The following is a 17,574-nucleotide window of genomic DNA, read 5'->3' on the forward strand; positions in this document are numbered from 1 at the left end:
GTAAGATCAAAACAAGAACATTCCTGCGGCGGAAATGAGTCCGACGGAACGGGCGACAGGTGCCGGTTTGGCCTGCGTGTTTTTTATTTCCTCGGCGCAAGAGATACGTTATGGGAAGCCATGACTATCAAACCGCTTATCATTTTGCCCGATCCCGTGCTGCGCCAGCAATCGAAGCCCATCGAACAGGTGGATGCCGAAGTGCTACGCCTCGCCGACGACATGCTGGAAACCATGTATGATGCGCCGGGCATCGGCCTTGCCGCCATTCAGGTCGGCGTGGCGCGCCGCATGCTGGTGATCGACGTTGCGCGTGAAGGCGAGGAAAAGGCCCCCGTCGTCTTCATCAATCCGGAAATCCTCAAGGTGTCGGACGATATTTCGACCTATGAGGAAGGCTGCCTCTCCATTCCCGATTATTACGCCGAAGTCGAGCGCCCCGCAGCCTTGACGGTGCGATATGTCGGCCGTGACGGCAAGCAGCAGACCGTCGAGGCGGACGGGCTTCTGGCGACGTGTCTGCAGCACGAGATCGATCACCTGAACGGCGTTCTCTTCATCGACCATATTTCGCGACTGAAGCGCGACATGGTCATCAAGAAATTCACGAAAGCGGCCCGCGCAAAGGTCTGATCCGTTCTCCTTATCTGGAGACGGAGCGGCAAAAAGGGCAGGGGGCGACGATGGCTCTTCGCATCATCTTCATGGGCACACCGGAGTTTTCCGTCCCCACGTTGCGTGCATTGGTGGAAGCGGGTCACGAGGTCGTTGCCGTCTATACGCAGCCGCCGCGTCCCGGCGGCCGTCGTGGCCTCGATCTGCAAAAATCTCCGGTGCATCAGGCGGCTGAGCTTCTGGGCCTGCCCGTGCTGACGCCCGTAAACTTCAAGGCTGAAGAAGATCGCCAGCAGTTTCGGGAGTTTAATGCCGACGTGGCGGTCGTGGTGGCCTATGGGCTGCTGCTACCCGAAGCGATCCTCTCCGGCACGCGCCTTGGCTGTTATAATGGCCATGCTTCGCTGCTGCCACGCTGGCGGGGCGCGGCACCCATCCAGCGGGCGATCATGGCCGGCGATGCCGAGACCGGCATGATGGTCATGAAAATGGAAAAGGGGCTGGATACCGGGCCTGTTGCCCTGACCGCCAAGGTCGCGATCGATGAGAACATGACCGCCGGCGAATTGCACGATAGCCTGATGCTGGCCGGCGCACGGCTGATGCGGCAGGCAATGGACAAGCTGGAAGCGGACGATCTTCCTCTGACCGTGCAGGCCGAAGAGGGTGTTGTTTACGCATCCAAGATCGACAAGGGCGAGACCCGTATCGATTTTTCCCGGCCCGCACAGGACGTGCATAACCATATTCGCGGCCTCTCCCCTTTTCCCGGCGCCTGGCTGGAGATGGACATCGGCGGCAAGGCGGAGCGCGTGAAGGTTCTGGCCTCCGAACTGGCGAGCGGCATGGGAGAAGCGGGCGCAGTGCTTGACGATGCCCTGACCATCGCCTGTGGCAGCGACGCGGTGCGGCTCACCCGTCTGCAGAAGGCGGGCGGCAAGCCGATGTCGGCCGCCGATTTCGTGCGCGGCACGCCGGTTCCTCCCTCAACGAGGCTCGGCTGATGCCGCGTTTCCGCATGACCGTCGAATATGACGGTACGCCTTATTACGGCTGGCAGAGACAGGATAACGGGCCGTCCGTGCAGGGCGCTCTGGAAGCCGCCGTCCGGTCGCTGACCGGCGAGACCGTTTCCATTCGCGGTGCCGGCCGCACGGATTCAGGCGTACATGCTGTCGGGCAGGTCATACACGTTGATCTTGCCCGCGACTGGGAACCCTACAAGCTTCGCAACGCGGTGAACGCGCATCTGGCCATGGCGAAAGAGGCCGTCTCGGTTCTGGATGCGACGGCGGTGACGGAAGATTTCGACGCCCGTTTTTCCGCCATCCGTCGCCACTATCTCTATCGTATTATCTGCCGCAAATCGCGGCTGGCGCTGGAGCACAAACGTGCATGGTGGGTGTCGAAGGACATGGACCATGAGCGCATGCATGAAGCCGCCCAGATGCTCGTCGGCCGGCACGATTTCACCACCTTCCGCTCGGTTCATTGTCAGGCGAACAGCCCGGTCCGGACGCTCGACCGGCTGGATGTGACCCGCACCGGCGATCTCATTGAGATACGGGCGACGGCGCAGAGCTTCCTGCATAATCAGATCCGTTCTTTTGCGGGCACGCTGAAACTGGCGGGTGAAGGCACCATGACGCCGGAAGATGTACGCGCGGCGCTGGAAGCGCGGGATCGCAAGGCCTGCGGCCCTGTCGCGCCGCCGGACGGTCTTTATTTCATGCAGGTCGATTATCCCGACGTCATTCCGCCACGCCGTCACTCCGCAGTTGAAATCACGGAAGATATGGACTGACCCGAAAGGTCGCCCTGTGTCTCAGGCCGGATAAACGCCGAGAAAACGCTGCAGCGCTTCCGATAGCAACATCCCCGGCACCAGCAGCGTCATGACGATGGCCGAGACAAGCAGCGACTGGTCGCGGATGAAGAACCGCACAATGCGCGAAAAGGCAAAGACCAGCGACAAAAGCAGCGCCAGCCAGAGAATGGCGATAAGCCCCTGCAAAGGCGGCAGGAAGAATGCAATCAGGATCAGAACCGCATAGGCATAGGAAAACGGCAGGGACAGCCAGTTCATGGTGGTGACCAGAGGTGCGAATTTTTCCCGTGCGCCGAAGGCGAACAGCAGCATGCCGATCAATAGCAGCGGCACAATCCAGCATATGGCCTCGACCATCGCCAGGCGGAAAAAGAAGATGAAGCCCGTTCCGGTCCCGGGCGGATAGCTGGCCAGGAAGGCAGCGCGCAGCCACAGCCAGGAAACCAGCATGGCGGGCAGGCACCACAGGGCCGAATAGAAAGATCGCCACATGCCTCGTTCGGACAGGTCCAGGTAACGCGCGCCGGCATGGTCGCCGAGCAACAGAAGCCACAGGCCCTTCAGATAGAGCCTTATTTCACTTGCCGTCGGCATGGGCGAACCAGCGTTCGATAAAGGTTTCGTAAATGCGGGTCAGCGTCTCGAGATCGGCAACCGCCACGCGCTCATCGACCATATGCATGGTCTGCCCGACGAGGCCGAATTCCACCACCGGGCAATAATCCTTGATGAAGCGCGCATCCGATGTGCCGCCCGTGGTCGAAAGCCGGGGCTCCTTGCCTGTCACGGCCTCCACGGCGCCGGAAAGCGACGAGATGAGGGCGTTGTTCCGCGTCAGGAAAACATGGGCCGGGCGGTCGGCCCAGACGATGTCGTATTTCACCGGGTTGCGGTCGGGGCGCAGCTCGCCGTCCGCTGCGGCGGCATCGAGGCGACGGATGATTTCCGCTCGCAGGCTTTCGGCCGTCCAGGTGTCGTTGAAACGGATATTGAAAGCCGCTGTCGCCCGCGCCGGGATCACATTGGTGGCGGCGTTGCCGGTGTCGACGGTCGTCACTTCCAGATTGGAGGGCTGGAAATTATCCGTGCCGTTATCGAAGAGCGGATGCATCAGCGCATGGGTCAGCTGCAGCAGTCCGCGAATGGGATTGTCGGCGAGATGCGGATAGGCGGCATGCCCCTGCACGCCGTGCACGGTGATGCGGCCGGAAAGCGATCCACGGCGGCCGATCTTGATCATGTCACCCAGCTGGTCGGGATTGGTCGGCTCGCCCACCACGCAGGCGTCCCAGGTTTCGCCTTTGGCCGCAGCCCATTCCAGCAGCTTTGAGGTGCCGTTGATCGACGGACCTTCCTCATCGCCGGTGATCAGGAACGACACCGAACCCTTCGGTTTGCCATGTTTCTCGATATGGCGGGCAATGGCGGCGATAAAGCAGGCAATGCCGCCCTTCATGTCCACGGCGCCACGGCCGAACATCTCGCCGTCAGCAATCTCGGCCGCAAAGGGCGGATGGCTCCACGCCGCCTCGTCGCCCACCGGAACGACGTCCGTGTGGCCCGCAAACATTAGATGCGGACCTTCCGTGCCGAGTCGGGCGTAGAGGTTTTCCACGTCAGGCGTTCCCGCTTCCGTCGCCAGCATTTTTTCCACCATGAAACCAAGTGGTGAAAGCAGGGTGTCGAGCAGCGATAGCGCACCGCCTTCGGCGGGCGTCACCGAGGGGCAACGAATGAGGGCGGCGAGATTGGCAACGGGATCGGTCGTGGTCATGGCAGTCGCTTTTATCAGTCGCGCAGAAGCTCGTTGATACCGGTCTTGGAGCGGGTCTTTTCATCGACGCGCTTGACGATGACGGCGCAATAGAGGCTCGGGCCCGGCTCGCCGTTCGGGAAAGGCTTGCCGGGCATGGTGCCGGCAACGACGACGGAATAGGGCGGCACTTCGCCATAGGTGATCTCGCCGGTGGCGCGGTCGACGATCTTGGTGGACTTGCCGATGAAGACGCCCATGCCGAGAACGGCGCCTTCGCGCACGATGCAGCCTTCAACGACTTCCGAACGGGCGCCGATGAAGCAATTATCTTCGATGATGGTCGGGCCGGCCTGAAGCGGCTCCAGAACGCCGCCAATGCCGACGCCGCCCGAAAGGTGGACGTTCTTGCCGATCTGCGCGCAGGAACCGACCGTCGCCCAGGTGTCGACCATCGTGCCTTCATCGACATAAGCACCAAGATTGACGAAGGACGGCATCAGCACCACGTTCTTGGCCACATAGGCGGAGCGGCGCACCACGGCGTTCGGTACGGCGCGGAAGCCGGCGGCGCGGAACTGGTTTTCGCCCCAGTTTTCGAACTTCGACGGCACCTTGTCCCACCAGGTAGATTCGCCCGGTCCGCCGGTCACGATCTCCATATCGTTCAGACGGAAGGAGAGGAGCACGGCCTTTTTCAGCCATTGGTTCACCTTCCAGTTTCCATCCGCCTGCTTCTCGGCCACGCGAACCTTGCCGCTGTCGAGAAGTTGAAGAGATGTGTCCACCGCATCGCGAACCTCGCCCTTCGTCGATACGTTCACACCGTCGCGGTTGTCGAAGGCGGTTTCGATGATGGTTTCGAGGGAGGTGAGATCCGTAAGGCTCATGGAAAATTCCTTAAAGTCGCGTGTGTTCGTGGTCACGGATGGTCCCGCGCCGCTGGAAGGCTTTGGCCATTTGATCTAAGGGAGTGTTGGAAAGGCGTCAATGTGATTTGGGTGATTTGGCGCGTCAGACGAAAGGCATGGAAATGACACGACTGAAAAACGGCAAGTTGCGGCGCAAGGACGGGGTTTGGGACCCCTTGAAACGCAGTGCCGTCGACAAGCAGCAGGCCGAAGTCGTTCAAAAGACGCCGCAGTCGGATTCCCCGTCCTACAGGCTTGCCTATGTGGACATGGATTTTCTCTGCCGCGAGGAGTTGCGCCCCGTCAGACTTCAATTGGAACTTCTGAAAACGGAAATGGCGCTGACGGAGCGCGGGATCAAATCCACCGTCGTCATGTTCGGCGGCGCCCGTATTCCTGAACCGGGCGGCGAGGCCTGGGCGGCGCGCAACGAGACGCAGAAGCGCAATCTGGAGCAATCCTCGGTCTATTATGACGAGGCGCGCAAGTTCGCCCGGCTTTGCACCGAATATGCCGCGAAATCCGATCACCTCGAATATGTCGTGGTCACCGGTGGCGGTCCGGGCGTCATGGAAGCGGGCAATCGCGGTGCTGCCGATGCGGGAGGTCCGTCAATCGGCCTCAACATCGTGCTGCCGCACGAGCAGGCGCCCAACCCCTATGTCACGCCGGAGCTGAGCTTCAATTTCCACTATTTCGCCATCCGCAAGATGCATTTCCTCATGCGGGCAAAGGCCGTGGTGATTTTCCCCGGCGGTTTCGGTACGCTCGACGAACTTTTCGAAGCGCTGACCCTGATCCAGACGAAGCGCATGGAGCCCATTCCGCTCATCCTGTTCGGCGAGAAATTCTGGCGATCCGTCATCAATTTCGAGTTTCTGGCGGATTTCGGCACCATTGCGCCGGAGGATATGAGCCTCCTGAATTTCGCTGAAACGGCCGATGATGCGTGGCGGATCATTTCCGAACATTATGAACATTGAATTTTAGCTTGATGTGGCGCGGCGGTTTTAGGGCTTAATTAGCAAAGATATTCTAGTTTTCCCTCGTCGCGCTGCAGCGCACTGCCCACACGGGCGGGCCTCCATGACGGAGATTAATCATCCGTTGACGTCAGTCGTTCTGACTGGCGATTTGATCGAGGCCAAAATGTTCAATTTCAAAGTGAAGTCGCTTGCGACCAAGCTGATCCTCGTAACCGGCTGTGCCATCACCACGGTTCTCGTCGCATCGAATTCCTTCCTTATTTCCCAGACCAGCGAGCGCGTCCACGCGCTGACCATGGATCAGGCCAACACCGAGGCGCGCGCCATCGCCAACGTCATCGCCGCCGATGTAGGTGAACTCGGCAGCGCCGCGCGGTCCATGGCCGGCGTCATCGGTCGCGCGCATCAGGCGAAATCGATGGATCGCCCCGGCATCGTCAACATCCTCAAGGCCAATGTCGAGCAGAACACCTTCGCTTTCGGAAGCTGGTTCTGTGAGCAGCTTGGCCTTTTCGACGGACAGAGCAAGGAGATCGCCGGCAGGCTCGATCTCGGCACCAATGAAAATGGCGCCTTCGCACCCTACTGGTCGAAGACCCAGAAGGGCGATATCCAGTTCTCGACCTTCAAGAACGACTATGCGGCGGAATGGTATGCGCTCGCCTCCAAATCCGGCAAGGGCGCGATCACCCAGCCTTATCTCGCCGAAGGCACGGAAGTGCCCACCACCATGACCTCGCTTGCCTATCCCGTTATGTCGGATGGTAAGATGATCGGCGTGGCAGGCGTTGATATTTCGCTGGCCTCGCTGTCGCAGAAGCTGCAGGCGCTGCATCCCTTCGAGACCGGCCGCGTTACGCTCGTGTCCCAAGGCGGCCAATGGCTGGTACCGCCGACGCCTGAACAGAACATGAAGGCCTATGACGGAGACGGTGCGAGCACCGTTCAGGCGGCCATTACCTCGGGCAAACAGGGTCTTATCGAAAATCTCGGCCTCGATACCGATGCGCCCTATAACCGTCTGGTCTACCCCTTCGCGGTTCCTGGCCTCAATGCGACCTGGGTGGTTCTGGTCGATATTCCCCATCAGGCGCTGAACGCTCCGGTGGAAGAGCAGACCTACATGATGATCATCGGCGCGATCGTCATTCTCGCCGCAGTCATCACCGCCCTTTATTTCGCCGTCCGTCACTTCGTCGGTGGCCCGCTCGCCTCTCTGGTCGCGGATGTTCGTACGCTGAGCGACGGCCGTTACGACGCGCCCGTGTCCGGGCAAGATCGTAGGGATGAAACGGGTGCTGTGGCGACCGCACTGGAAGGCTTCCGTGCAAAGCTTGCCGGCATTCGTGAAATGGAGGCCGAGGCTGCAGTCCAGCGCGGCAATGCCGAAACGGCGCGTCAGCGGTCGGAATCCGAACGCAGCGAAAACAGCCGCATGCAGCAGCACATCGTCAGCGTGCTCGGTTCAGGCCTCAACGCGCTTTCGCAGGGCAATCTGACCTACCGGATCAACGACGAGTTCCCCGGTGAATATGCTAAGCTCCGTGATGATTTCAATTCGGCGCTCGCCAGCCTCGAGGAAACCGTCTCCACGGTGAATGCAACGGTTGTCAGCATCGGCAACGGCACCGGTGAGATCACCCGGGCCGCCAGCGATCTTTCGCACCGCACGGAACAGCAGGCAGCAAGTCTGGAAGAAACCGCAGCCGCGCTTAATGAGCTGACTGCGCAGGTCAATTCCAGCGCGGAAAATGCCGCACAGGCGGCCGGCGCTGTCAGCCATGCCTGTGATGACGCCGGCAAGTCTGGCGAGGTCGTGCAGCAGGCCGTGAATTCCATGGAGGGCATCGCGCAATCCTCGGCGGAAATCTCCCGCATTATCGGCGTCATCGACGAGATCGCCTTCCAGACCAATCTCTTGGCGCTGAATGCCGGTGTGGAAGCCGCCCGCGCGGGCGATGCGGGCAAGGGCTTTGCCGTTGTCGCGCAGGAAGTACGCGAACTGGCGCAACGCTCCGCCAATGCGGCCAAGGAGATCAAGGGCCTGATCAATACCTCGGCAAGGCAGGTTGGCGAAGGCGTTCAGCTGGTTGGCAAGGCCGGTGAGACGATGAAGAACATCGCCGACCAGGTCTTGCAGATCAACCAGCTGATCAGGCAGATTTCCGCCTCCGCCAGCGAGCAGGCCGTGGGCCTGAAGGAGATCAATTCCGCCGTTACCCAGATGGACCAGGTCACCCAGCAGAATGCGGCAATGGTGGAGGAAACTACCGCGGCCAGCGTGACGCTGAATGGTGAGGCCGGAACGCTGAAATCGCTCGTCGCCGGCTTCTCCGTGTCCGGTGGCCATTCAAGCCAGCAATTGCGCGCCACTGCGGCGGCAATGCGCGCACCCGTCGCTCCAACTCCGGCACATGCACCTGCGCGCTCCGCCGCGCCGCGTGCCCAGCCAAGAACCAGCGGCGCAAACGCGCTGGCGCAGGATGACTGGACCGAATTCTGACGGGTATCTCCCAATCGAATTAAAAGGGCCGCTGGTTTTTCCAGCGGCCCTTTTTATGTCCGGGTTCCGGTCAAAGACGGGCGAAACGTTCGGTCAGCAATTCGAAGAAACCGTCCGCATCCACGTTGCGCATCACGCGCGCATTGGCCGAGCGCTCGGTCACGCGCCACCAGTCCACCACCGTCATGCCCATGGTCAGTTCGGAACTGACCTCGATTTCGACATTGCAGTCACGCCCCTGAAACAGCTCGGGCTTGATGAGATAGGCAATGACGGACGGATCATGCAGCGGGCCGCCGTCCGAGCCGTATTTCTCGATGTCGAAACGTTCGAAGAATTCCAGCATTTCCGCCATGGCGATCGCCGGGCGTGTGCCGATGTCGCGAATGCGGCTGACGCGCGCCTTGGTGGTCAGGAGCTTATGGGTGACGTCGAGCGGCATCATGACGACAGGAATGCCGGCGCGGAAGACGATATCGGCGGCCTGTGGATCGACATAGATGTTGAATTCCGCTGCCGGCGTGATGTTGCCGCCTTCGAAGAAGCCGCCGCCCATCATCACCAGCTCCTTGATACGGTCAGCGATCTCAGGCGCCTTCAGGAGAGCCAGCGCCACATTGGTCAGCGCGCCAAGCGTGCAGAGCGTCACGGTGCCGGCGGGTTCCCGCATCAGCGTTTCAATGATGAAATCAACCGCGTGCTGCTTTTGCGCTTCCATCGTCGGCTCATCGAGAACCGGGCCGTCGAGGCCGGTGCTGCCGTGAACATGTTCGGCGGTGATGGGCTTGCGCACCAGCGGTTTCTCGGCGCCTTCATAGACGGGAATATCGGTGCGGCCGCACAATTCGCAGATGATGCGGATGTTGCGGCTGGTCAGTTTCAGCGGAACGTTGCCGGCGACGGCGCACAATCCGAGAATTTCGATTTCCTCCGGGCTTGCGAAAGCGAGCATGATTGCCGCCGCGTCGTCCTGGCCCGGATCCGTGTCGATGATGATTTTTCTGCGTTCTGCCATGTCTTGCCCGCCGTTGAGATGAGCGCTTTTTTCGAGCGGCGGGTGCGCACTTGTCAAGCCACATTCCTTTGCGCCCGTATCCGTCTTGCGCATTGCTGCCTGGCTTCCCATATTGTTTGAGCCGGTGCGATTGACCGGCAAGGTTGCCGGAAGCGGGACCGCGAAACGTCGCTTGGTTGCAAGGACAGAAACGATATGAGCCGCATGACGCCATTCACCCACCCGCTGTTGCTGGGTTTTGATGCCATGGAAAAAACGCTGGAGCGTATGGCGAAGGCCAATGACGGCTATCCTCCCTATAATATCGAGCGCCTGCCGGGCAGTGCCGATGTGCCGGAACGGCTGCGCATCACCATCGCGGTTGCAGGGTTTTCGCAGGATGATCTGGATGTAACGACGGCCGACAACCAACTGGTCATTCGCGGTCGCCAGCAGGAGCAGGAGAAGCGGGATTTCCTCTATAGAGGCATCGCAGCGCGCCAGTTCCAGCGGGTCTTCGTGCTTGCCGATGGCATGCAGGTCAGGGAAGCGCGCATGCGCAACGGCCTTCTCTCCATCGATCTCGTCCGGCCTGAAATTTCGAACGTGGTAAAGAAAATTAATATTTCCGTCTCAGAGTAGAACGTGAACGCCGGAATCGGACATGAATCGCTCGGCGTGAAGAAGGAGGCTGAAATATGCTTTTAAAAGAAGCGCATGCGCGTCTCACCCGGTCCCAGCTCGCCCATATCGGTGAGGGAGAAGTGGGATATATCCGCAAGATCCGTGCGGAAGACGTCAGCCGCTGTTTCCCGGAGGCGCCTGATCTCGATCCGCAACTGGATCTGTGGGCGCTGTTCGGTGCGGATGGTACGCCGATCCTCCTGACGGACAACCGTTCCAGTACGTTTTTCAAGGCTGCTGAAGACGATCTCACGACCGTCAGCCTGCATTGAAGAAAAAAGCCCGCTTTTGAGCGGGCTTTTTCTTTAGCGGATCAGAGGAATGGGCGGTCCGGTATATCGTCGATCGAGATGACGCCGTCCTTGTTCTTGTCCAGCCGTTCGAACATTTTTTCACCGGCTGCGGTGAATTCGGCCTTGCTGACCTGGCCGTTCTCGTCTGTATCAGCCCAGCGGATCAGCGCGTAGCCGGCGCCCTTGCCGCCATGCTTGCCCCAGCCCTGATGGCCGAAACGGCCGCCATGTTCGCGTTCGGCATGTCTTTCGGCGCGCTTGCCTTCAGGGGCCTTGCCGTCTTCGGCTTTGGCTTGCTCACGCTCGGGGCGCGGATTGGCGGCGCGGAAGGCCTCCATCTTTGCCTGACGATATTCGCGCATTTCCTTCGGCGTGATCGAGCCGTCCTTGTCCTTGTCGATCTCGGTGAAGAGTGCGTCCTGACGTGCGGCGAACTCCTCCTTGGAAATCTTGCCGTCCTTGTTGGTGTCGGCAACCTTCAGCAGGTGAACGAAAGCCGCTTCCTGGCGAATGGGCATGCGCTCGCCATGGCCCTTGCCCGGCGCAGGCGGGGCGGCAAAACCTGCCGTTGCGGCGGTGCCGACCAGAAGGGCTGCGCCAAGAGCAGAGAGGGCGATTTTTCGTGTGGTCATCGTCATTACCTTTCTTTGGTGTCCCTGAGAAAAAGATAGTGACGTCGGCCGCACCTCACCACTTAAACATCGGTAAGGTGGATGAAGCTTCGGTAATGTTGTCAGCGCGGGATCGTTCTGGTCAGAAAGCCGGTCAGATCGTCGGTGATATAATCGATATGCGCATCCGTCTCGGCGGGAATCTCCCAGCGTTCCATGATGACGCCCTCGAGATTGGAGGGAACGAGAAGAACGGTCTTCATGCCGAGCGCCTTGGGTGCCGCGAGATTGCGCGGCAGGTCCTCGAACATGGCGGCTTTTTTCGTATCGAGCTTTGCGAGCGCCGCGAATTTCTCGTAGGTCGCACTAGCCGGTTTCGGTAGATAATTCGCGGCGACAATGTCGAAAATATCCTCGAAATGATCGAGAATGCCGAGCGCACCGGCGGCTGCCTGCGCATGTTTGACGCTGCCATTGGTCAGGATGAACTTGCGGCCCGGCAAGGCCTTTATCGCTTCGCCGAGTTCCGGATGCGGTTTCAGCGCCGAATAATCGATGGCATGGGCGCGTTCCAGAAACTCATCGGGGCTTATGCCGTAGTTGATCATCAGGCCCTGAAGCGTGGTGCCATGGTCATGATAATAGCGTTTCTGCAGCTTGCGGGCCTCGTCGGGATCAAGTTTCAGAAGCTCCGCCACATAGGCCGTCATATTACGATCGATCTGGGAAAACAGATTGACGTGATGCGGATAGAGCGTGTTGTCGAGATCGAAGACCCATTCGCTCACATGGGCGAAATCGGCGGCATCGGGCAGGTTTTGCGGCTTTGTGTTCATGGGCTGCTTTATGCCCGTTTCGAATGCCGAAGAAAATCGAAAAGACGACGACTGAAGGGAAAATCGGGCTTGGCCGCAGCCTTCAGCGCATGATACCGCCAATGCCATGGAACTCTGGATAGGCATAACCTTCGCGAGCGCGTTCTTGCAGAACCTGCGCTCGACCCTGCAAAAGCACCTCAAGGGCATGATGGGCACCACGGGCGCGACTTTCGTGCGCTTCGTATTCGGAATGCCTTTTGCTCTCGCTTATCTCGTTTTTCTGCATGGTGCGCTCGGCCGGCCGCTGCCGGTGCCGAACATGTCCTTTGCAATATGGGCAATGGTCGGAGCCATGGCGCAGATCGCCGCCACCTTCCTGCTCGTGCACCTGTTCTCCTTCCGCAATTTTGCGGTCGGCACGGCCTATTCCCGTACGGAACCGGCGCAGGCGGCGCTGTTTGCACTGATTTTCGTCGGAGAAAGCGTCAACAGCGGAACTTTGGTGGCCATCGCCGTTTCAGTGGCCGGCGTCATGCTGATTTCGGTCGCGCGCACGGAAGTGACACCCGCTTCCATCCTCACCTCCATTTTCAGCCGCACGGCGGGCATCGGCCTGGCCTCGGGCGCGTTTTTCGGCCTCTCATCGGTTGCCTATCGCTCCGCCTCGCTGGCGCTGGCGCCAAGCCTGCCTGCCCCGGATGCCATGATGCAGGCCGGTTTTACCCTTGTCGTCGTCATTGTGACGCAGACCCTGTCGATGTTCCTTTGGATCGTCTGGCGGGAGAGGGACGAGCTGCCCCGCATCGCCAGGGCGTGGAAACCGTCGCTTGCGGTCGGTTTCGTCGGTGCCACGGCGTCATTCGGATGGTTCACGGCGATGACCCTGCAACAGGCCGCCGTGGTCAAGGCGCTGGCGCAGGTGGAAATGCTCTTTGCCTTCGCCTCGACCGTGCTTTTCTTCAAGGAGAAGATCAACCGGCTGGAAATTTCCGGCTGCCTGCTGATCGTGGTGGGCGTATTGTCGCTGCTGGCATTCGGCTGAAAAACCGCCTGTGGCGGACAGGCTTGACCGCCCGCCACAGACGGAAGCCGTATCAGGGCACGATAAGCGTGCCGGCGCCTTCGGTAAAGATTTCCAGAAGGACGGAGTGGGCGGTCTTGCCGTTGAGGATCACCACGCCCTGAACGCCGGCCTTGATGGCCTCGATGCAGGTCTCGACCTTCGGGATCATGCCGCCGGAAATCGTGCCGTCCTTGATGAGTGCGCGCGCCTGGGAGACGGTCAGTTCCTTGATGAGTTCCTTGTTCTTGTCGAGAACACCCGGCACATCGGTCAGGAACAGGAGGCGGGTGGCGTTGAGCGCACCGGCGATAGCGCCGGCAAAGGTGTCGGCATTGATGTTGTAGGTGGCGCCATCGCGACCGGGAGCGACGGGAGCGATGACCGGGATCATCTCCGACTTGGCGAGCAGATCAAGCAGGGTGCGGTCGACTTCGACCACTTCACCGACAAAGCCGAGATCGAGAACGCGCTCGATATTGCTATCGGGATCGATCACGGTCTTTTTCGCCTTTTCGGCGAAGACCATGTTGCCGTCCTTGCCGCAAAGGCCGATGGCCCATTCGCCCGTCTGGTTGATGAGCGCGACGATCTCCTTGTTGATGGAGCCGGCCAGAACCATCTCGACAATCTCGACAGTCTTGGCGTCGGTGACGCGCAGGCCGCTTTCGAACTTCGATTCGATGCCCATCTTCGTCAGCATCGCACCGATCTGCGGGCCGCCGCCATGCACGACGATGGGGTTGATGCCGGACTGCTTCAACAGGGCGATATCTTCCGCGAAAGCCTTTCCGAGCGTCGAATCCCCCATGGCGTGACCGCCATATTTCACGACGATGGTCTTGTTCTCGTATTTCTGCATGAAGGGCAGAGCCTGTGCGAGCAGCCGCGCCTGAGTTTCGCTTTCGGAAGCAGTCATCTAAAAACCTCGGTCTGTGGTTGCGGCCCTCGAGAGCCTTGCATCGCTCTACAGCATCGGCGCAAAAATCGGAATCGATTTTTGCAGTGCAGGAGGCACGGATTCACCGTGCCCGAGCTCTGGCAAGGACAGGTGAATGCCGGTGCTCGACGAATGAAATAACCTCCGGGCCTTATTGTGTCGGCCGATAGTAAAATTCTGCTTTTGGTCGCCTCGGAGCGCGTAATAAGATTGACATAAAGCACCAATCGGACCAGCCTTGTGGGGAGCAGGGGAGGGGTTATTCAGCAGGGCGACGGGATGTGTCGCGCGTCGTGAAACGATGCTGGCCTGAACGACCGAGGAGTTTGAAGACCTATGACGGCACCGGATCGAGACAAGCAAAGCGGTTTGCGGGACGAAGTGCTCGCTGGCGAATATGTGCTGGGTGCCCTACCGCCGGAGAGCATGGCGGAGCTTGCCAAGCGCATCAAGCGCGACCGTCAGTTTGCCGCCATGGTCAGGCGCTGGCGGGACAATCTGGCGGAAACCGAATATCGCGAAAAAGCGACCATCACTGCGTTGCTTGAGAGTGATCCGGCTCGATCCGGCCTGCCTTTCCGGGGCCAGCCGTTGCGCAATGGCAGCATGTTTGCGGCCATGGTGTCCGAGATATGGCATTCCGTGCGGTTCTGGCGCCTTCTGGCGTTGACGGCGATGCTCTGGACCGCCGTTCTGCTTTTCACCATTGCTTGAAGGCTGCGGCCTCCTAGAGCGAGACCGTTCTTACGATCTCTTCACGCAGGCTATCCAGCCCGAAGGATTTTTCCGAGGATGTGGCGAGAACCTCCGGATAGGCGGCGGGGCGCTTGCGGATTTTTTCCAGCGTTTCGTTGATCAGCCGGGGAACGCCGACATCCTTGATCTTGTCTGTCTTCGTCAGCACGACCTGGTAGGAAACGGCCGCCTTGTCGAGCAGGCTCAGAACCTCCTCGTCGTTCTTTTTGATGCCGTGGCGGGAATCGATCAGCACGTAAACCCGCTTCAGCGTCGCGCGGCCGCGCAGATAATCGAAGACAAGCTTCGTCCAGGCGTCGACATGGTCCTTGGGCGCCTGCGCATAACCGTAACCGGGCATGTCGACCAGCGCCATCGGAGGCAGGTCGCCTGCCTCACCGGAATAACCTTCCGGCACGAAGTAGTTCAGTTCCTGCGTACGTCCGGGCGTGTTGGACGTACGGGCAAGTCCTTTGTGACCCACCAGCGCATTGATGAGCGAGGACTTGCCGACGTTGGAACGTCCGGCAAAGGCAATCTCCGGCGGCCCTTCGGGCGGCAGGAACTTCATTGCGGGAACGCCGCGAATGAATATCCAGGGGCGCCCGAAAAGGGGCTTTTCAGTTGCCGGGCCGGTCTCACTCATTTCGATTGCACCGGCTTTCGCTTGAATAGCCCTTTGAGATTGTCGAACAGTTCGATCTTGGCACCGTGACGCTTCATGATGAGGGCCTGCTGCGAGATCGACAGCGTGTTGTTCCATGCCCAGTAGATGACCAGACCGGCCGGGAAGGAAGCCAGCATGAAGGTGAAGATCAGCGGCATCCAGGTGAAGATCATCGCCTGTGTCGGATCGGGCGGCGTCGGGTTCATGCGCATCTGCAGGAACATGGTGATGCCCATGATCAACGGCCAGACGCCGATCATCAGGAAGTGCGGCACGTCATAGGGCAGAAGACCGAACAGGTTGAACAGCGAGGTCGGATCGGGTGCGGAAAGGTCGTGGATCCAGCCGAAGAACGGTGCATGCCGCATTTCGATGGTGACGTAGATGACCTTGTAGAGGGCGAAGAAGACCGGGATCTGCAAAAGCATCGGCCAGCAGCCGGCAACCGGGTTAATCTTCTCTTCCTTGTAGAGCTGCATCATCGCCTGCTGCATGGCCATGCGGTCATCGCCATGTTTGGCCTTCAGCTCTTCCATCTTCGGCTGCACGCGCTTCATGTTCGCCATGGAAGCATATTGCTTGCTGGCGAGCGGGAAGAAGAGAGCCTTGACGACGATGGTGGTCAGCAGGATGGCCACGCCGAAATTACCAAAATAACGGAAGAAGAAATCCATCATTTTGAACATCGGCTTGGTGATGAAGTAGAACCAGCCCCAGTCGATGAGAAGGTCGAACTTCGGAATGGAATATTCGGTCTCGTAGCGGTCAACCAGCGGCACTTCCTTCGCACCGGCGAAGACAAGGCTTTTCAGCTCGATGGACTTGCCCGGTTCGACCGTCATCGGGTCGCTCTTGAAGTCGGCCTGATAGCTCGGCTGATTGCCGGTAATATGCGAATAGCGGGTTTCGAAGGGCGTCGTCTGCGGCGGAACGATGGCCGCGGCCCAATATTTATCGGTGATGCCGAGCCAGCCGCCGGTTGCCTTGGCGACCGTTACCGGCGCTTCCTCGACATCCTTATACTTCTCTTCCGTCAGGCTACCATCGCTGCCCGAAACGCCCAGAAAACCTTCATGAATAACGAAGACCGGGGGAATTGCCGGCTTGTTGTTGCGCGTCACGCGGCCATAGGTGGCAAACGAGATTGCTTCCTGCCCGGGGTTTTCGACCTTGTCGGCGACCGAGATCATGTAATGCTCGTCGATCGACACGGTACGGGAGAAAACGACGCCCTTGCCGTTGGTATAGGTGAGCGTGACGGGTGTGGTTTCCGTCAGCTTGTCGCCGCTTGCCAGCGTCCAGACCGTCGTCGGACCGGGAACGCCGCCGACTTCCTGTGCAGCGACATAACCGAGTTCGGTGAAGTAACCATCCTTGGTGTCGGAGGGCGAGAACAGCGTGATGATCGGGCTCGAGTCATCAACGGTCTCATGGTAGTCCTTGAGCCGGATGTCGTCGAAACGGGCGCCGGTCAGATTGATCGAGCCGGCAATGGCGTTGGTGTCGATGGCGACGCGCTGGGTTTTTGCGATCGCTTCTTCCCGCGTCGCCGTGGCGGCGGCCTGGGTGGAGGATGCAGGCGGTGCGCCTTCCACGGCTACGCCGGGTGCTGCACCCGGTGCCGGCTGCTGCTGCGTCGTCTGCTGCTGCGCCTGGCGGGCCTCTTCGGCGCGGCGCTGCTGCTCGATGCGCGGATTCATGTACAGGAATTGCCAGGCGAGGACGATGACAACCGATAGGGCTATCGCGATGAAGTAATTGCGGTTCTTTTCCATCATTCTTTCCTGGAGCGGGTCTCCTGGGACCGTTTCGGTTTCGCCGTTCCTTCAATTCGCTCGGCAAGGAGAGACTGAATTTTCGGGAATGCCGTATCGAGCACATCCCTGCGGGCGACAATCACATAGTCATGGCCGGGCTTCATTGCGAATCCGGCAGAAAGCCTGACGGCTTCCTTGAGACGGCGGCGCATGCGATTTCGCTCGACCGCGTTGCCTTGTCTTTTTGTTACGGTAAAACCGACCCGAGGTTCGGTCTCCGGGGTCTTTCGGTCAAGCACTTCCAGAAGAAAGGTGCTCCCCCGCCGTTTTTCCCCCGCCTGAACGGCAAGGAACTCCGACCGGTTTTTAAGCCGGCCGGGTCGTTTTTTTGTCTCACTCACGTGCCCGCGACTTTCATC

19 protein-coding genes are annotated in these 17,574 nt (G+C 59.8%); 9 read left to right on the forward strand and 10 right to left on the reverse strand.

Annotated elements, in window-relative coordinates; all coding sequences use genetic code 11:
- Positions 1-120: 120 nt before the first annotated feature.
- From def to truA, 3 genes are read left to right on the forward strand one after another with little or no spacing between them, the layout of a single operon-like run.
- The gene (gene def, locus AGR13A_RS01505) at positions 121-633 is read left to right on the forward strand and encodes a peptide deformylase (protein ID WP_080833277.1); all 513 of its coding nucleotides are present in this window, start codon (positions 121-123) and stop codon (positions 631-633) included.
- Between the two features lie 50 nt (positions 634-683).
- Positions 684-1,619, forward strand: coding sequence for a methionyl-tRNA formyltransferase (fmt, locus tag AGR13A_RS01510; RefSeq protein WP_080833279.1), 936 nt, complete (start codon positions 684-686; stop codon positions 1,617-1,619).
- The gene (truA, locus tag AGR13A_RS01515) at positions 1,619-2,419 is read left to right on the forward strand and encodes a tRNA pseudouridine(38-40) synthase TruA (protein WP_080833281.1); all 801 of its coding nucleotides are present in this window, start codon (positions 1,619-1,621) and stop codon (positions 2,417-2,419) included. Before fmt ends, truA begins: the two co-directional genes overlap by 1 nt.
- 21 nt (positions 2,420-2,440) lie before the next feature.
- Here the strand turns inward: truA and AGR13A_RS01520 are convergent, their stop codons facing one another.
- The 3 genes from AGR13A_RS01520 to dapD are packed head-to-tail and all read right to left on the reverse strand — an operon-like array spanning position 2,441 to position 5,086.
- Positions 2,441-3,037, reverse strand: a complete 597-nt coding sequence (locus AGR13A_RS01520; protein ID WP_035219179.1) for a hypothetical protein — start codon at positions 3,035-3,037, stop codon at positions 2,441-2,443.
- Positions 3,021-4,217: a succinyl-diaminopimelate desuccinylase gene (gene dapE, locus AGR13A_RS01525; protein WP_080833283.1), complete on the reverse strand. Its 1,197-nt coding sequence runs from the start codon at positions 4,215-4,217 to the stop codon at positions 3,021-3,023. The genes AGR13A_RS01520 and dapE overlap by 17 nt, the downstream gene beginning before the upstream one ends.
- Positions 4,218-4,231: 14 nt before the next feature.
- Complete coding sequence (gene dapD / locus AGR13A_RS01530) at positions 4,232-5,086, reverse strand: 2,3,4,5-tetrahydropyridine-2,6-dicarboxylate N-succinyltransferase (protein ID WP_035219176.1); 855 nt, start codon at positions 5,084-5,086, stop codon at positions 4,232-4,234.
- A gap of 137 nt (positions 5,087-5,223) precedes the next feature.
- Between dapD and AGR13A_RS01535 the strand changes: the two genes are divergently transcribed.
- Both AGR13A_RS01535 and AGR13A_RS01540 read left to right on the forward strand, forming a co-directional pair.
- A complete protein-coding gene (locus AGR13A_RS01535) occupies positions 5,224-6,090 on the forward strand; it encodes an LOG family protein (protein WP_374701797.1) in 867 nt (288 codons plus the stop codon).
- A gap of 166 nt (positions 6,091-6,256) precedes the next feature.
- The gene (locus AGR13A_RS01540; RefSeq protein ID WP_035219845.1) at positions 6,257-8,596 is read left to right on the forward strand and encodes a methyl-accepting chemotaxis protein; all 2,340 of its coding nucleotides are present in this window, start codon (positions 6,257-6,259) and stop codon (positions 8,594-8,596) included.
- A 70-nt stretch (positions 8,597-8,666) separates the two neighbouring features.
- Here the strand turns inward: AGR13A_RS01540 and AGR13A_RS01545 are convergent, their stop codons facing one another.
- Positions 8,667-9,611, reverse strand: a complete 945-nt coding sequence (locus tag AGR13A_RS01545; RefSeq protein WP_035219844.1) for a nucleoside hydrolase — start codon at positions 9,609-9,611, stop codon at positions 8,667-8,669.
- Positions 9,612-9,806: 195 nt separating this feature from the next.
- Between AGR13A_RS01545 and AGR13A_RS01550 the strand changes: the two genes are divergently transcribed.
- Together AGR13A_RS01550 and AGR13A_RS01555 are read left to right on the forward strand one after the other, a co-directional pair.
- Positions 9,807-10,232, forward strand: a complete 426-nt coding sequence (locus AGR13A_RS01550) for an Hsp20 family protein (protein ID WP_080833287.1) — start codon at positions 9,807-9,809, stop codon at positions 10,230-10,232.
- Positions 10,233-10,288: 56 nt separating this feature from the next.
- Entirely contained in the window at positions 10,289-10,546 is a 258-nt protein-coding gene (locus AGR13A_RS01555; protein ID WP_035219174.1) for a DUF1150 family protein, read from the forward strand.
- Positions 10,547-10,587: 41 nt separating this feature from the next.
- Here the strand turns inward: AGR13A_RS01555 and AGR13A_RS01560 are convergent, their stop codons facing one another.
- On the reverse strand, positions 10,588-11,205 hold the full coding sequence (locus AGR13A_RS01560) for an EF-hand domain-containing protein (protein WP_080833290.1): 618 nt from the start codon (positions 11,203-11,205) through the stop codon (positions 10,588-10,590).
- A 95-nt stretch (positions 11,206-11,300) separates the two neighbouring features.
- Positions 11,301-12,014 (reverse strand): pyrimidine 5'-nucleotidase, encoded by a 714-nt coding sequence (locus AGR13A_RS01565; protein WP_035219171.1) that lies wholly within the window; start codon positions 12,012-12,014, stop codon positions 11,301-11,303.
- A gap of 106 nt (positions 12,015-12,120) precedes the next feature.
- Between AGR13A_RS01565 and AGR13A_RS01570 the strand changes: the two genes are divergently transcribed.
- Positions 12,121-13,038, forward strand: a complete 918-nt coding sequence (locus AGR13A_RS01570; RefSeq protein ID WP_035219170.1) for a DMT family transporter — start codon at positions 12,121-12,123, stop codon at positions 13,036-13,038.
- 52 nt (positions 13,039-13,090) lie between these two features.
- On the opposite strand, the gene argB is transcribed toward AGR13A_RS01570, so the two are convergent.
- Complete coding sequence (argB, locus tag AGR13A_RS01575; RefSeq protein WP_003493597.1) at positions 13,091-13,975, reverse strand: acetylglutamate kinase; 885 nt, start codon at positions 13,973-13,975, stop codon at positions 13,091-13,093.
- A 357-nt stretch (positions 13,976-14,332) separates the two neighbouring features.
- Here argB and AGR13A_RS01580 point away from each other — a divergent pair, with 357 nt between their 5' ends.
- Positions 14,333-14,710 carry a hypothetical protein gene (locus AGR13A_RS01580; RefSeq protein ID WP_035219168.1) on the forward strand — a complete coding sequence of 126 codons (378 nt, stop codon included), beginning with the start codon at positions 14,333-14,335 and terminating at the stop codon, positions 14,708-14,710.
- Between the two features lie 13 nt (positions 14,711-14,723).
- Here the strand turns inward: AGR13A_RS01580 and yihA are convergent, their stop codons facing one another.
- Genes yihA through rnpA form a run of 3 tightly spaced genes read right to left on the reverse strand, consistent with a single transcriptional unit; the run spans position 14,724 to position 17,556 of the window.
- The gene (gene yihA, locus AGR13A_RS01585) at positions 14,724-15,377 is read right to left on the reverse strand and encodes a ribosome biogenesis GTP-binding protein YihA/YsxC (RefSeq protein WP_035219164.1); all 654 of its coding nucleotides are present in this window, start codon (positions 15,375-15,377) and stop codon (positions 14,724-14,726) included.
- A complete protein-coding gene (gene yidC, locus AGR13A_RS01590) occupies positions 15,374-17,173 on the reverse strand; it encodes a membrane protein insertase YidC (RefSeq protein WP_080833292.1) in 1,800 nt (599 codons plus the stop codon). Before yidC ends, yihA begins: the two co-directional genes overlap by 4 nt.
- A complete protein-coding gene (gene rnpA, locus AGR13A_RS01595) occupies positions 17,173-17,556 on the reverse strand; it encodes a ribonuclease P protein component (protein ID WP_035219159.1) in 384 nt (127 codons plus the stop codon). Before rnpA ends, yidC begins: the two co-directional genes overlap by 1 nt.
- Positions 17,557-17,574: the final 18 nt, after the last annotated feature.

Source organism: Agrobacterium genomosp. 13 str. CFBP 6927, from assembly GCA_900012615.1.
Taxonomy (GTDB): Bacteria; Pseudomonadota; Alphaproteobacteria; order Rhizobiales; family Rhizobiaceae; genus Agrobacterium.